Source organism: Pontixanthobacter aestiaquae, from assembly GCF_009827455.1.
Taxonomy (GTDB): Bacteria; Pseudomonadota; Alphaproteobacteria; order Sphingomonadales; family Sphingomonadaceae; genus Pontixanthobacter; species Pontixanthobacter aestiaquae.
On record NZ_WTYZ01000001.1, the window covers coordinates 1,813,230 to 1,827,573 of the forward strand.

The following is a 14,344-nucleotide window of genomic DNA, read 5'->3' on the forward strand; positions in this document are numbered from 1 at the left end:
GACGGCCCTTCCATCATTTCACGCAATAGCAGCGATGGCAGTCACGATCGCGATGTTTATCGCCTTCGCGCGCGGTCGCTTGTCGACCGAAATTGTCTCGCTTCTGACCATCGCGGTGATTGCGGTTGGGCTGTATTTCTTCCCGCTAGAGGGGACTAAGCCCACCGACGGACTGACGCTCGCATTCTCGGGCTTCGGCCATTATGCGCTCATTACGATTTGTGCGCTGATGATTATGGGCCGCGGGTTGGTAGTGACCGGCGCGCTCGAGCCGGCTGCGCGTTTCCTTGAAGGCGTGTTCAAGATCAATCTTCAGCTTGGTCTTCTGGTCTCGCTGCTGATTGCCTTCTTTCTGTCCATGGCGGTGAATGATACGCCAGTGCTGGTGCTGTTGCTGCCGATATTCGTTGCCTTGGCCAATAAGGGCGCGATGCCAGCCTCGAAAACGCTGATCCCGCTGAACGCTGCGGTTCTGATTGGCGGAATGGCTACTACGATCGGCACGTCGACCAATATCTTGGTTGTGTCGATTGCGGTCGATCTGGGCATGCCGCCGATGGGTGTCTTCCACTACACTCCCATAGTTTTGATCGCGGCGCTTGTAGCGTTGCCGTATCTGTGGCTGGTTATGCCGCGGCTGCTCGGTGACAATCGCGTTGAATCAGAGGACACCGTGCGGCGTTTCTACAGCCGCTTGCGGATTGGATCCGACAGCGATCTGGTCGGGAAAGACATTGCTGCAATCTTGCCCAAACTGCCCAAAGGCATCCGTTTCGAAAACGCGCCCGAAGGAGTGATTCAGCAAGAGCAGCAACTGAGTTTATCCGGGACACATCAGGATTTGGAAGATGTGATGCGCGTGCTCCAAGGCGAAATGGCGCCGACATGGGTAACAGACCGCATCCATCGGCGCTCGGTCGAAACTCGCCAGGACATCAATGTTGTCGAGATGACGGTTACGGCAGACTCGCGCTTGATCGGCCGCAGTTTGCCAACATCGGGCATTGCGGACCTGTACGGGGTTGCCGTGCTCGGTATTCACCGGCCCGAGCGTCTGCTTGGCGAGAAGCGGCAATATAGCGGCGGCGGCGACTTGCGCATCATAGAGGGCGATGTTCTTCTTGTTATGGGCCTTCCTGAAGATCTGCGCGAGTTTGCGCGTAGCGACAGCCTTCTGGTGCTCGACGGAGCGCGCGAATTGCCGCGCCGGTCAAAGGCCGTGCTCGCTGGCGGGATTATGTTCGGTGCGATTGCAACCGCTTCTGTAGGTATTCCGTTCTATGGTTCTGAGGGGTTTTACCTGCTCAAGATGCCAATCGCGATTTCGGCGCTTGCCGGCGCGATCCTGATGTTCTTGACCGGTTGTGTGAAGTTTGACCGGGTTGGTCGCGCGTTATCGGCCAAGGTCATTGTACTGGTGGCAGCAAGCATCGCTATCGGGCGGATCATTCTGGAAAGCGGTGCGGCAGAGTGGCTCGGGCAGCTGATGTCGATGGGACTCCAGCATTTGCCAGCGGCCGCCGTCTTGGCCGCAATCATGCTGTTCGTGACTTTGCTGACCAACTTTGCGTCAAACGCGACTGCCGCAACGGTGGGTACCCCAATCGCGTTTAGCATTGCCGCGCAGCTTGGCCTGCCACCTGAGCCCCTTATTTTGGCCGTCCTGTTCGGCTGCAATCTCTGCTACGCTACACCGATTGCTTATCAGACCAATATGCTAATTATGGCAGAGGGTAGCTATGAGTTTAAGGATTACATTCGAACGGGTGTTCCATTGGTGATTTTGATGGTGACGACATTGTCGATCTTGCTGGTGATGTCATACGGTATGTAATTCGATTTGGGCGGTAGTTGGCCGCCGGGAGAGAGAGAATCATGTTCAAAAAAATTCTGGCAACCGGTGCCGCGCTGGTGGCACTCTCTTCTTCGGTGCAGGCCAACGAACTACGCGAAGCTGTTACCGGCGATATGCCAGATTTGATGGAGCTTTATCGCGACCTTCACGCGAATCCCGAACTGAGTTTCCAAGAGGTGGAAACCGCAGCAAAACTGGCCAAGCGGGTCCGCGCAATGGGCTTTGAGGTCACCGAGCAGGTCGGCCAAACAGGCGTGGTTGCCGTTATGCGCAATGGCGAGGGCCCAATAGTTATGCTGCGCGCAGATATGGATGGTCTGCCAGTCGTCGAGCAAACCGGGCTTCCCTTCGCATCCAAACGGACTGCTATTCCTGCATCAGGCGTTGAAACGGGCGTAATGCACGCCTGCGGTCACGACACCCATATGACCGCATGGATCGGCGCTGCGCAGCTGTTGAGCGAACGCAAGGATGAATGGTCCGGTACATTGGTGATGATTCTTCAGCCCGCGGAAGAGCTTGGTGAAGGAGCTTTGGCAATGCTGGAAGATGGCCTGTTCGAACGCTTTCCCAAACCTGACTACGTCCTTGGCTTTCACGACGCTGCACAATTTCCGGCAGGGATGATCGGCTATTCACCAGGTTTCGCACTGGCGAATGTCGATAGCGTCGACATCACTATTCCCGGCATCGGCGGTCACGGCGCATATCCGCATACGACAAAAGACCCGGTAGTGCTCGGTAGCGCGATCGTAATGAAGCTGCAGACGCTTGTAAGCCGGGAGAGCAGCCCGCTGGATCCGGCAGTAGTCACGGTTGGCAGTTTTCGGGCAGGTGCCAAGCACAACATCATTTCAGATGAGGCCAAGCTGCAAATCACGGTGCGTTCCTACACGGACGAATCGCGCAAGCTGCTGCTCGACGGCATTGCCCGGATCGCAAAAGGCGAGGCGATTGCGGCGGGCATGCCCGAGGACAAGATGCCGACCGTGACTGTGCAGGATCCTTATACCCCGGCGACTTACAACTCGCCTGAGTTCACCGAAGAGGTCATGGCTGGATTTCGAGAGCGTTTTGGTGAAGAGCGTGTGAGGAAAGTTCCTTCGGTTATGGGCGGCGAGGATTTCGGTCAGTATCTGCGCGCCGATCCTGACAATATCAAATCGCTGATTTTCTGGGTTGGCGGAGTTCCGGCCGAGGATTTCGCCAAGGCTCAAGCTGGCGAGGTGGATTTACCGTCACTGCACAGTCCGTTCTGGGCGCCCGATGCTGAGAAGATCGTCTCTACTGCGACCGAAGCAATGACGGCGGCTACGCTGGATATTCTGGCACCAAAGATGGGCGGGTAGTGAGCGTCAGTAGTCGGCGCTCTGGCCGCTTCGACCTGAGCGGCGAAGCGATTCTGCGCTGGAGTTTTTGACAACGCTTTCGCTGACGATTGGACTTACGCCATTGTTTAACTTGGCGAGAATTTCCGTTTTTTCATTGTCGGAAAGGGCTAGGAACTGTTCTTTGGTCAACCCTAATTGTGCGAGTTGTTCGTCAGTTATGGATTTGACCAGTTTGGCATAACGCTGCGTTTCGTGGCTACTGCCTGTCGCAAAGCCTGTTCCATAGATATTCTGTCCGACATCGCTGTAGAACCCGGCCAGTCCGGGTGAGGGTCCGCCCGCATTGGCGTTGCGGATCACAAGCTTTGGGGTGCCAAGATCGACCTCCTCCACATATTCCTGAGCAGCGACCGCTGTTTCAGTAACTATGGCGCGTTTTTCGCCGTCGGCAAACAGCGCGATTGCCGCGGTCAACGCGACTGTGACAATTGCGAAGTGGCGATACATTTTTGCATCGAACACTATCATGGATTGGGAACGTGCCATTCTCACGCCTTAGCTAAGAGACGTTAACCACGTGCCATACGACGTGGTTAGCAAACCGTTGCCGCGACTGTGCTGCAGATGCATTTACGGCCGCCGGGGCAGGGAACCCCGACGGCCGTATTCTCCTCCCCAGGAGACCTTTATATCGGTTTAGCTGTACGTACCGAGCCGGTGGTGCAGAGCGTTGATTTTCGCGAGCTCTTCGCGGTCATCAGTGGTCTTGGCATGGCTGGCCAATGCGGTCCGGAGCAGACGGAAATCTGCTGTCGAAAGCAATGCACGGGCGCGACCCGGTTCAGTCGGCTTAGTTTCTGTATCGGTCATGGATTCTCTCCTTGAAATTCCGAGCGGCGATTATGCAGCCGCGAACTGGTTCATTGTGTTATTGGCACCGCCAGCTTTGAGGGCTGCTTCACCGGCAAAGGCTTCTTTGTGATCGTCACCAATATCGCTGCCTGACATATTCTGGTGCTTCACGCAGGCTATACCCTCGCGGATTTCCTTGCGTTGGACGCCTTTGACGTAGCCGAGCATACCTTCGTCGCCAAAATATTCTTTGGCGAGATTGTCAGTGCTGAGCGCCGCCGTGTGATAAGTCGGCAGAGTAATCAGGTGGTGGAAAATACCGGCCTGAGCAGCGGCATCGCGCTGGAAGGTGCGGATTTTCTCATCAGCTTCAATGGCCAGATCGGTGTCGTCATAATCGACACTCATCAGACCATCGCGGTCGTAACCCGACACATCCTTGCCGGCTTCAGCCCATGTATCATAGACTTGCTGGCGGAAGTTGAGTGTCCAGTTGAAGCTTGGCGAGTTGTTATACACCAATTTCGCATTGGGGATCACTTCACGGATGCGGTCAACCATACCGCCGATCTGGCCGATATGCGGCTTCTCGGTTTCGATCCATAGCAGGTCTGCACCGTTCTGGAGCGAGGTGATGCTGTCGAGTACACAACGATCTTCGCCGGTTCCCGCGCGGAACTGGAACAGGTTCGATGGCAGCCTCTTCGGACGAAGCAGCTTGCCCTCGCGGCTCAGGAACACATCGCCGTTCTGAATGTCCGACGGATCGATCTCTTCGCAATCGAGGAAGCTGTTATATTGGTCGCCTAGGTCGCCCTCTTCCTTGGTAACTGCGATTTGTTTGGTAAGACCAGCGCCGAGCGAGTCTGTTCGGGCAACGATGATGCCGTCTTCCACGCCAAGTTCAAGAAACGCGTAACGGATTGCACGGATCTTCTGGAGGAAGTCCTCGTGCGGAACGGTAACCTTGCCGTCCTGGTGGCCGCATTGCTTCTCGTCCGAAACCTGATTTTCGATTTGTAGCGCGCAGGCACCCGCTTCGATCATTTTCTTGGCGAGCAGGTATGTCGCCTCGGCATTGCCGAAACCAGCATCGATATCGGCGATGATGGGAACCACATGAGTCTCGTAATTGTCAATTGCGTGCTCGATACGCTTTGCTTCGACTTCATCACCAGCGTCGCGGGCGGCGTCCAATTCCTTGAACATTCCGCCCAGCTCCCGCGCATCAGCCTGCTTAAGGAAGGTATAAAGTTCCTCGATCAGCGCCGGAACGCTGGTCTTTTCATGCATCGACTGGTCGGGCAGGGGGCCAAACTCGCTGCGAAGCGCGGCGACCATCCAGCCAGAAAGATAGAGGTAACGCTGTTTCGTGCTGCCGAAGTGTTTCTTGATTGAAATCATCTTCTGCTGGGCGATAAAGCCATGCCAGCAACCCAGCGACTGGGTGTAGTTCGCTGGATCGGCATCATAAGCGTCCATGTCGTCGCGCATAATTTTCGCGGTGTACTTCGCGATATCGATGCCGGTATTGAAGCGGTTTTGCAGCTGCATGCGTGCCGCAGTTTCAGCATCGATAGCGTTCCACGGCGAGCCTGCGCCGTTGATGGTTTCGTTCAATGCGCCAATTTTGGCTTGGTAAGTCATAGTGATTCTCCAATGGGGAGGCAGAAGGCCTTGACCACGCTTTTGGAAGCATAGTGTGCAATTTCACAGAGAAACTTACAAAAGATCTTGTCTGACCGAACGAGTAATGGCATGTGAATCTGTAATGTTGTAAAGAAAGTTACAAAATGACCGATGGTGCGCTATTCGCCGGGCCGGCAATACGGCGGCTTCGAAAGAAGGAAGGGCTTACCCAAGCCGCCATGGCCACGCGTTTGTCTATATCCGCGAGCTACCTCAATCTCATCGAGCGAAACCAGCGGCCCTTATCGGCGCGGGTGGTCTTTCAAGTCGTTGACCAGTTCGATTTCGATCCGCGCCGTCTGCGCGAGCACGAGTCCATTGGCGGAGTAGATGGTCTGGCCCGGCGTTTTGCCGATGAGCGATTTTCAGATTTTGAAATTGATCGTGATGAAATTGCCGAGTTCCTTGCCGCTGCCCCGCAAGCCGCCGCCGCCTTTGCGCGGCTCTATGATAGTGCGGGGGCGGGCGCCGCGGTAGGTGAGGACCCGATTGCTCAGGCCCGTTTCGAAATTGAACGCTGGCGCAATCACTATGCCGATCTGGATATGCTGGCGGAAAAGCTCGCCGATGAAGTCCGGTTGTCGCATAGCGATCCCGGTGTCGGTCTTGCAGAGCGATTGAGAGAAAAACATCAACTCGCCATTCGTATCCTGCCGCGGGAAATCATGCCCGATGCAATCCGCCGGCTCGATCTGCACGCGCGCCAACTCCAATTGTCGGAAATGCTCACGCCCGCATCGCGCAACTTCCAGATTGCCAGTCAGATTGGCCAGCTGGAGTATCAGAAAGAGATCAGCAGTGTCGCCGCCGGCGCACAGTTCTCCGACGAAGCGGCACGCAAGCTGTTCGAGCGGCATTTGGTAGGCTATTTCGCAGCAGCCTTGCTCATGCCCTATTCCCGTTTTTTGCGGGCATGCGAGGCGACAAACTATGATCTACCGATCCTGCGCAGGCGGTTTGGCGTCAGTTTTGAGCAATTGGGCCATCGGCTCACCACGCTTCAGCGAGTGGGCCAACGCGGCCTGCCATTTTTCATGGCGCGCCTCGATCGGGCAGGACAATTCTCAAAGAGGTTTGCCGGAGCCAGCGCGGCGACTTTACTCGAAAGCGAAATGAGTTGCCCGTTATGGGTCGCAAACCATGCTTTCGAGCGTCCTGGCCATCTTTGTGTACAGGCCGTCGTTGCGCAGGGTGTCGACGCCGGGCCGGACCATTGGTTTACGATTTCCAGAACCGTCGAAGGCAGCGGAGCTAGCGGGGAAGCACGGTTCGTACTCGTGTTGGGTTTGGAAGCGAAACTTGCGGCAGATCTGGCGCAGGCGAGAGGGGTGAATTTGGCCGTTGAAGATGCTGATCCGATAGGGCTGGGCTGCGCGCGGTGCCATAGGCCGGGCTGTACGCAGCGTTCCTTACCGCCCCGGGGTGCACAGCTCAGTTTTGATAATATTGTGCGCGGTGTTACGCCGTTTCAATTCGGTCGGGATTAGAGATTCGCGATAGTTTTTTTGGAACTAGCGCCGCATAGTATCGTTTTCGCGGCATAGGAGGCATTTATGACCGAAGAACGCACGACCACGACTAAAACACCTGATGGGAACACGCATACCGAAACTGTGATCCGAACTGACGAATCCGGCAGTGGGTCCAAGGGCTGGGTGTTTTTGGTTGTATTGCTGATTGCCGTAATCGCCGGAATATATTTTTTGAGCCAAATGGGTGGCGCTGAAATGGCCAAAGATGGTGCAATTGCCGATGCTGCAGAACAAGTCGGTAATGCTGCGGAGCAGGCTGGCGATGCGGTTGAGGAAGTTGCCGACACAGTGACCAACAACGAGTAGGCCGCTTTACACCGCTATCAATGAAGACAAGCCGGGTTTTCGGACGACTGTAAAGTTTACCGACATTTCATATCTTTCCCGTAATCGGATGATCCATCGAAGGATTGCCGGACCGGGATAGATGATCCGATTATTTAAACATTACATACCCAATGCAGTTATGCTGCTGGCGCTGTTTGATCTTGCCTTGCTGTTGCTAGGGGCAGAGACGGCATGGCTGCTGCGTGCATCGCAAATAGGTATGGACGCGGGCGGAATGAGCGAACGGCCTATTGCTCTGGCCGGCTTCGTGATTGTCGTATGGCTCGCGATGGTCTCGGTCGGGGTCTATGGTAGCGATGCGTTGCGGTCTATGCGTTTTGCTGCCGCGCGCCTCCTAGTCGCCATCAGTCTCGGCATTATCGCCTTATCTTTTGTCGATTTCTTGCTGCCAGGATCGACATTCTGGCGCTCGACATTGCTGTATGCGATGGGAATATCGGTGGTTCTTCTTCTGCTGAACCGCTTGCTTCTCGGTGCCTTTCTTGGCCGCGCCGCATTCCGCCGCCGGGTTATGGTTCTCGGGGCTGGCGATCGTGCTATGCGGTTAAAACGATTGGGCGAAGAGCCAGGTGCAGGCTTCTCAATCGTTTCCTTCATTGGCATGAACGAAGGCGCGCAAGTCGTCGAAGATGCGATCCCGCGCGCTGCGGTGCGCGACCTTGGCCAGTTCGTCGAAAATCTGGACGCTAGCGAAGTTGTCCTCGCTCTCGAAGAACGCCGCAATTCGCTGCCGCTCAAAGACCTGCTGCGCATGAAAACAATGGGCGTCCACATCAATGATTTCAGCAGCTTTGTCGAACGGGAAACGGGGCGGGTCGATCTGGACTCGGTCAATCCGAGCTGGCTGATCTTCTCCGACGGGTTCTCATCGGGCCGGATGTTATCGAGCGCTGCCAAGCGTGTATTCGACATTCTCGCCAGCTGCCTGCTGCTTGCGATTACTTTTCCGGTCATCGCTCTGTTTGCGCTGCTCGTGAAGCTAGATAGCAAGGGCCCCGCATTCTTCCGTCAGGAACGTGTTGGTCTCTACGGTCAGAGCTTTAACCTGGTCAAACTCCGTTCAATGCGCACCGATGCTGAAAAAGACGGTGCAAAATGGGCAGAGAAAAACGATCCGCGCGTAACACGTCTTGGCAAGTTCATCCGCAAAGTCCGGATCGACGAGTTGCCGCAGACTTGGAGCGTGCTCAAAGGCGAAATGAGCTTCGTCGGGCCGCGTCCCGAAGTGCCCAAATTTGTTGGCGATCTGGAAGAGAAGCTGCCCTATTACGCCGAGCGTCACATGGTGAAGCCGGGCATCACCGGGTGGGCCCAAATCAACTACCCCTATGGGGCGTCGATTGAAGATTCGCGGCACAAGCTTGAATACGACCTCTATTACGCGAAGAACTACACTCCATTTCTTGATCTGCTGATTTTGCTACAAACGTTACGCGTGGTCCTGTGGCCAGAGGGTGCTCGTTGATGCCGAGCGTAGCAGACTTTGGAAACCTCTTGGGCTTCGCGCTCTATTTGATCGGCGGTGCGCTCTGCGCGATTTCGGCTGTCTGGATCGCTGCGCGGGGCGATACAGATCGCCCGGATCATCGGGGGTTGATCGGTGCGCTTGGGTTGACTGCATTGTGGTGCCTTGTTGTCGCCGCGTTAGGCCCCCTGTCGCTACCGGCGCTGTGCGTCGAGATCGGCCGCAACCTTGCATGGATTTTCGTACTTTTCCGCTTGTTCGCTCTTGATGGCCGGCATCAAACGCTGAAGCCGATGCGCGCCGTGATCATCGTTTTGACATTCGTGGAATTGTTGCAATTTGGCCTGCTGTTCGTGGCACAGAGATGGGCGATTACCCTGGAGCTAAACGAGCTGGTTTTCCAAGTTTCGGCGATGTTCCATATTATGGTTGCCGTTGGTGCCTTAGTACTGCTGCATAACCTTTACGTGGGCGCAACATCGACGGCTCGTCCTATGCTGCGGTGGAGCGCGGGCGGCTTAGCTGCATTGTGGGCGTTCGATCTGCACTTCTTCACGGCAGCCTATATTGGCGGGACTATCCCGCAAGAGTTGGTCATCATCAGGGGGCTGGTCGTTGGCTTGATCGCAGTGCCATTGGCGGTAGGTTCAAAGCGTTCATATGCGCTCATGCGGCTCAAACCGTCGCGTAGCGTAACATTTCAGTCGCTCTCGTTGCTGGCGATTGGAGCATATCTGCTGTTGATGGCCGGCATTGCGCAGTCGCTTTCCGCATTGGGCGGTGATCTTGGGCGTTTGGCGCAGGTTGGCTTTATATTCATCGCAGTCGTCTGGTCGCTACTTTGGTTACCATCGCAGCGCTTGCGCGGGTGGATTCGCGTCACGGCTATCAAGCACCTGTTCCAACATCGCTATGATTACCGGGCTGAGTGGCTGCGATTTACGCAAACTATCGGGCACGGTGATCGCACCAGAGAACCGTTGGAAGAGCGGATTGTAAAAGCCCTTGCGGATATTACCGACAGTCCGTCTGGGCTACTGCTTCTACCAGGAGAAAATGAAGGGTTTGAGCTGGCCGCACAGTGGGCATGGAAAACCGTCGAAGTGCCATCTGATCCGCTACCTGCCGAGCTGATCAAACTGTTCGAGGAAAAGAACTTCATTCTCGATGTCGATGATGTGCGAAAGGGGATCGACCAGCACGGTGAGGCCGGACTCCTGCCTGATTGGATAAGGGACGAAATCAACGCGTGGGCTGTTGTTCCGCTACGTCACTTTGACCGGATTACCGGGGTAGTTGTGCTGACTCGACCAGCCGATCCGCGGCGCTTGGATTGGGAGGACTTCGATCTACTGAAAGTCGTAGGTCAACAGCTGGCAAGCTATCTCGCAGAGCAATCGGGCCAGGAAGCGCTGATGGAATCGGCGCGGTTTGACGAGTTTAACCGCCGCATCGCGTTCGTGATGCACGATATCAAGAACCTTGCCAGCCAACTTTCGTTATTGGCGCGCAATGCAGAGCGCCACGCAGAAAATCCCGATTTTCGTGCGGATATGCTGGTGACGCTCCGCAATAGCGCAGACAAGTTGAATGCGTTGCTGGCGCGGCTAGGCCGATATGGCGCGACCAATTCTGAAAATTGCGAAGACATTGATCTGTGCACCGTCGCGCGGCGTGTGGTCAGCCAATATGAAGGCGTTCACGCGGTTTCGTTGGTTCGTAGCGAACCAGCCAAGGTCCGCGCTGATCTGGAAGGGTTGGAGCAGGCGCTGGTCCATCTGGTGCAGAACGCGATTGATGCCAGCGATCCGGGTTCGCCCGTCTATCTCGATGTTAGCGCAGACGGTGTCCGCGCGCGTATCGAAGTTGTCGATTCCGGTGTGGGTATGAGCCCCGAATTCATTCGCACAAGCCTGTTTAAGCCATTCGTTTCATCCAAAAATGGCGGCTTTGGGATTGGCGCATTTGAAGCCCGCGAGATCGTCCGCGCGATGGGTGGACGACTACAAGTCGATTCTCGCGAAGGGTTGGGCACGCGTTTTATCGTTAGCTTCCCGCTTGCTGCCGTTGCTGGATTTTTGAATTCTTCAAGCCCTCATAAAACTGCCGAGGTTGCATAATGGCCCAAGAAAAACCCGCTCCACTGCCCAAGTTGCTGATCATTGAAGATGATCCGGGGCTACAGGCGCAGCTAAAATGGGCATACGAAGACTTCGACGTTACAATTGTGGGTGATCGCGAAAGCGCGCTGACTGCCTTGCGCGCGGAAGAGCCTGCGGTCGTTACCTTGGACTTGGGCCTTCCGCCCGATCCGGATGGCACAACAGAAGGCTTCGCCGTCCTTGATGCGATCATGGCGCTCAGGCCGGAGACGAAAGTTATCGTCGCTTCGGGGCATGGTGCCCGCGAGAGCGCTTTGCGAGCAATCGAGCAAGGCGCTTACGATTTCTACCAGAAGCCGGTTGATATCGAAGCGCTTGGTCTAATCGTTCGCCGCGCGCTGAATCTGACGCAGATTGAGGATGAAAACCGCAGGCTTTCCAAGCAGGTTGGCGAGGACAAAACTGTTTTGGGTACGCTTATAACTGCAGCGCCGGAAATGGTAAAAGTCGCCCGCACAATCGAGCGCGTTGCGAAGAATAGCGTTTCGGTGATGCTGCTCGGTGCCAGTGGCACCGGCAAAGAATTGCTGGCGAAGGGCTTACACGATGCCAGCGATCGCCGCGAAGGAGCCTTTGTCGCGATCAATTGTGCAGCCATTCCGGAGAACCTGCTTGAAAGCGAATTATTCGGTCACGAGAAGGGCGCATTTACCGGTGCCGTGAAGACCACGGAAGGTAAGATCGAACAGGCCCATGGCGGTACGCTGTTCCTGGATGAGGTCGGCGATATTCCGCTGCCGCTGCAAGTCAAATTGCTCCGTTTTCTTCAGGAACGCACTATCGAACGGATTGGTGGCCGCAAGCAAATCGCTGTCGACACACGGATCGTTTGCGCCACGCACCAGAACCTGGAAGCCATGATCGCTGCCGGCAATTTCCGTGAAGACCTGTTTTATCGTCTGGCCGAGATAGTTATCAACATCCCGACTTTGGCCGAACGCCCGGGCGATGCGACACTGTTGGCGAAGGCGTTCCTCAACCGGTTCGCGACCGAAATGAACCCTCTGGTGAAAGGGTTCGCAGCCGATGCTTTGGCGGTTATCGATGGATGGGGCTGGCCAGGTAACGTTCGTGAACTCGAGAACCGGGTGAAGCGGGCGGTTATTATGGCCGATGGTAAGCTGGTCCGCGCAGAAGATCTGGATTTGGATAGCGATCAAGATTCGCAGCTCCTCAATCTGAAGAGTGCGCGCGAGCAGTCCGATCGCAAAGTAATCCGACACGCTCTGGCGCGCAGTGAGGGCAATATTTCGAATACTGCCAAATTGCTGGGGATCAGCCGACCGACTCTGTATGATCTGCTCAAGCAATATGACCTTCAGGCGTGATCTTACACAATTGAGGCCACTCGCCGCCGCTGTTTTGCTGCTGCTCGCGGCTTGCGCTGACATTGCACCTGATCTGATGCCGATCGAGAGTGCGAAATCCTCCCTTGAAGCGGGTGATGGTTTGGCTGCGGAGGTGGCGCTGCGGGACATGATCGCGGGCGGGGTGCCGCGGTCCGATGTCGCTGCTTATCTTGGCGAAGCAGAATTGCTCCAAGGCGAGCTGGTCGAGGCGCGGCAATGGCTGGAAAGTGGCAAGTTCTCTGACGATACGCGCGGTCATGGCTTCCATATGTTGGCCCGTCTGGAGATGCGCGAAGGAAATTTACCCGCCGCCGGAACAGCCTTCGACAAATCACTCGCTGTAGACCGCGAGAATGCCGAATTGTGGGTCGATATCGGCCGGTTGCGCTATCGCGGAGGCGAACAAACCCAAGCAGTTGAAGCAAGCATGTATGCGGTCGAGCTTGATCCGCAGAACGGCGCGGCATTGCAGTTTAGAGCACAATTGCTGCGCGATTCCGAAGGGATGGCTGCGGCGATTCCCTGGTTTGAAAGGGCGCTGGAGCGCAGCCCCGAAGACATTGGGTTGCTGGCCGACTATGCGGCAACGCTGGGAGAGCTTGGACGGGCTCGTGATATGCTGGTGACGGTCCGCAAGATCGCCCGTATCGATCCCGCGAACCGCCGGATATTCTACCTACAGGCCGTTCTGGCGGCGCGGGCGGGCAAGTTCAAACTCGCACAAAGTCTGCTCGCGCGCAGCAGCAAGGCTGACCGCGATATGCCGGCGGCAATGTTGCTTGCGGGCATCATCGACATTGAGAATGGTAATTATGCCAGCGCGGCACAGGTGCTTGAGCGACTTGCAACTGCTCAGCCGGATAATCGCAGCGTGCGCCAATTGCTTGCAAGGGCGCTGTCGCTTGGCGGCAATGATCGCGAGCTTGTCTACCGTTACGGTGAAATCGCTTCACGACCCAGCGCTTCACCGTATCTGCGGACATTGGTTGGCCGTGCACACGAAGCTCTGGACCAGCGTGACCAAGCCGCCCCATATCTCGATGCTGCCGCGAAACGGCGCTCTGGAAATCTTGTTGCGGTTCAAAGCGGAACCACTTTGGATGTTGCCGAGGCGAGGGGGCCGACGACAGGCTTTGACGCACTTGCGCTGGTTCGGGCGAGAATTTTCAATGGCAATCCTGACGCCGCACGCGGGGCCGCTGCAGGTTTCCTGAAGCGTTTCCCGGGCTCTTCCGATGCTTTGTCACTGGCCGGTGATGCAAGTTTGGCCGCGCGGCAATTTGACGAAGCGCTGGATCACTACGGCAAGGCTGCTGCGATTCGCGGGCCGTGGGTGTTGACGAGAAAACGGGTAAAGACGCTGCAGGCCCTCGGTAGAGACAATGATGCTCTGGCGGTATTGGCCGGTCATCTGGTCGGTGACCCTGGCAATGCGGAGGCAGCAGGGTTGTTAGCGGTGGCCGCCGCATCACGCGGCGATTGGCCGAATGCGGCGATCTTTACCGATCATGCGCTCGCGAACGGGCGCGTCCGCGATCCGCTGATGCTGTCGCTACGCTCCGAGATTGCACTACGGTTGGGTGAGGTCGATCTGGGTGTGGAAATGGCAGAGCGGGCCTACACAATTCAGCCAATGAGCGAAGACGCTACGCGAGCGCTGGCCATTGCCTACCGCCAGCTTGACGACGGTGAGCCTCTGGCCGCAGTTCTGGAAACTAAACTGCGGCAAATGCCTGACTAGCCTCCGGCCAGTCTCGACTC

At 56.3% G+C, this 14,344-nt stretch carries 11 protein-coding genes; 8 read left to right on the plus strand and 3 right to left on the minus strand.

The window, feature by feature from the left end:
• The first annotated feature begins 34 nt into the window (after positions 1–34).
• Together GRI35_RS08655 and GRI35_RS08660 are read left to right on the plus strand one after the other, a co-directional pair.
• Positions 35–1,834 carry an SLC13 family permease gene (locus tag GRI35_RS08655; protein WP_328598432.1) on the plus strand — a complete coding sequence of 600 codons (1,800 nt, stop codon included), beginning with the start codon at positions 35–37 and terminating at the stop codon, positions 1,832–1,834.
• Between the two features lie 41 nt (positions 1,835–1,875).
• Positions 1,876–3,204: an amidohydrolase gene (locus GRI35_RS08660; protein ID WP_160613787.1), complete on the plus strand. Its 1,329-nt coding sequence runs from the start codon at positions 1,876–1,878 to the stop codon at positions 3,202–3,204.
• Positions 3,205–3,210: 6 nt separating this feature from the next.
• Here the strand turns inward: GRI35_RS08660 and GRI35_RS08665 are convergent, their stop codons facing one another.
• The 3 genes from GRI35_RS08665 to GRI35_RS08670 form a co-directional block, all read right to left on the minus strand.
• Entirely contained in the window at positions 3,211–3,732 is a 522-nt protein-coding gene (locus tag GRI35_RS08665) for a hypothetical protein (protein ID WP_160613788.1), read from the minus strand.
• A gap of 150 nt (positions 3,733–3,882) precedes the next feature.
• Positions 3,883–4,056, minus strand: coding sequence for a hypothetical protein (locus tag GRI35_RS13720; protein ID WP_202390533.1), 174 nt, complete (start codon positions 4,054–4,056; stop codon positions 3,883–3,885).
• Positions 4,057–4,086: 30 nt separating this feature from the next.
• Positions 4,087–5,685: an isocitrate lyase gene (locus tag GRI35_RS08670; RefSeq protein WP_160613789.1), complete on the minus strand. Its 1,599-nt coding sequence runs from the start codon at positions 5,683–5,685 to the stop codon at positions 4,087–4,089.
• 146 nt (positions 5,686–5,831) lie between these two features.
• Between GRI35_RS08670 and GRI35_RS08675 the strand changes: the two genes are divergently transcribed.
• The 6 genes from GRI35_RS08675 to GRI35_RS08700 all read left to right on the plus strand — a co-directional run bounded on the left by GRI35_RS08675 (position 5,832) and on the right by GRI35_RS08700 (position 14,324).
• Positions 5,832–7,214: a helix-turn-helix domain-containing protein gene (locus GRI35_RS08675; protein ID WP_160613790.1), complete on the plus strand. Its 1,383-nt coding sequence runs from the start codon at positions 5,832–5,834 to the stop codon at positions 7,212–7,214.
• 66 nt (positions 7,215–7,280) lie between these two features.
• Positions 7,281–7,565 (plus strand): hypothetical protein, encoded by a 285-nt coding sequence (locus GRI35_RS08680; protein ID WP_160613791.1) that lies wholly within the window; start codon positions 7,281–7,283, stop codon positions 7,563–7,565.
• Between the two features lie 121 nt (positions 7,566–7,686).
• Positions 7,687–9,072: a TIGR03013 family XrtA/PEP-CTERM system glycosyltransferase gene (locus GRI35_RS08685; RefSeq protein WP_160613792.1), complete on the plus strand. Its 1,386-nt coding sequence runs from the start codon at positions 7,687–7,689 to the stop codon at positions 9,070–9,072.
• Entirely contained in the window at positions 9,072–11,192 is a 2,121-nt protein-coding gene (gene prsK, locus GRI35_RS08690; RefSeq protein WP_160613793.1) for an XrtA/PEP-CTERM system histidine kinase PrsK, read from the plus strand. Before GRI35_RS08685 ends, prsK begins: the two co-directional genes overlap by 1 nt.
• Entirely contained in the window at positions 11,192–12,562 is a 1,371-nt protein-coding gene (prsR, locus tag GRI35_RS08695) for a PEP-CTERM-box response regulator transcription factor (protein WP_160613794.1), read from the plus strand. The genes prsK and prsR overlap by 1 nt, the downstream gene beginning before the upstream one ends.
• Positions 12,546–14,324: a tetratricopeptide repeat protein gene (locus tag GRI35_RS08700; protein WP_160613795.1), complete on the plus strand. Its 1,779-nt coding sequence runs from the start codon at positions 12,546–12,548 to the stop codon at positions 14,322–14,324. The genes prsR and GRI35_RS08700 overlap by 17 nt, the downstream gene beginning before the upstream one ends.
• The last annotated feature ends 20 nt before the right edge of the window (positions 14,325–14,344 follow it).

Bases quoted from the DNA above. Each gene is read 5' to 3' on its own strand.
- GRI35_RS08660 (WP_160613787.1), top strand. From the start codon at position 1,876: ATGTTCAAAAAAATTCTGGCAACCGGTGCCGCGCTGGTGGCACTCTCT.
- GRI35_RS08700 (WP_160613795.1), top strand. From the start codon at position 12,546: ATGACCTTCAGGCGTGATCTTACACAATTGAGGCCACTCGCCGCCGCT.
- GRI35_RS08685 (WP_160613792.1), top strand. From the start codon at position 7,687: ATGATCCGATTATTTAAACATTACATACCCAATGCAGTTATGCTGCTG.
- prsR (WP_160613794.1), top strand. From the start codon at position 11,192: ATGGCCCAAGAAAAACCCGCTCCACTGCCCAAGTTGCTGATCATTGAA.
- GRI35_RS08665 (WP_160613788.1), bottom strand. From the start codon at position 3,732: ATGGCACGTTCCCAATCCATGATAGTGTTCGATGCAAAAATGTATCGC.
- GRI35_RS08680 (WP_160613791.1), top strand. From the start codon at position 7,281: ATGACCGAAGAACGCACGACCACGACTAAAACACCTGATGGGAACACG.
- GRI35_RS08675 (WP_160613790.1), top strand. From the start codon at position 5,832: ATGACCGATGGTGCGCTATTCGCCGGGCCGGCAATACGGCGGCTTCGA.
- GRI35_RS08655 (WP_328598432.1), top strand. From the start codon at position 35: ATGGCAGTCACGATCGCGATGTTTATCGCCTTCGCGCGCGGTCGCTTG.
- prsK (WP_160613793.1), top strand. From the start codon at position 9,072: ATGCCGAGCGTAGCAGACTTTGGAAACCTCTTGGGCTTCGCGCTCTAT.
- GRI35_RS13720 (WP_202390533.1), bottom strand. From the start codon at position 4,056: ATGACCGATACAGAAACTAAGCCGACTGAACCGGGTCGCGCCCGTGCA.
- GRI35_RS08670 (WP_160613789.1), bottom strand. From the start codon at position 5,685: ATGACTTACCAAGCCAAAATTGGCGCATTGAACGAAACCATCAACGGC.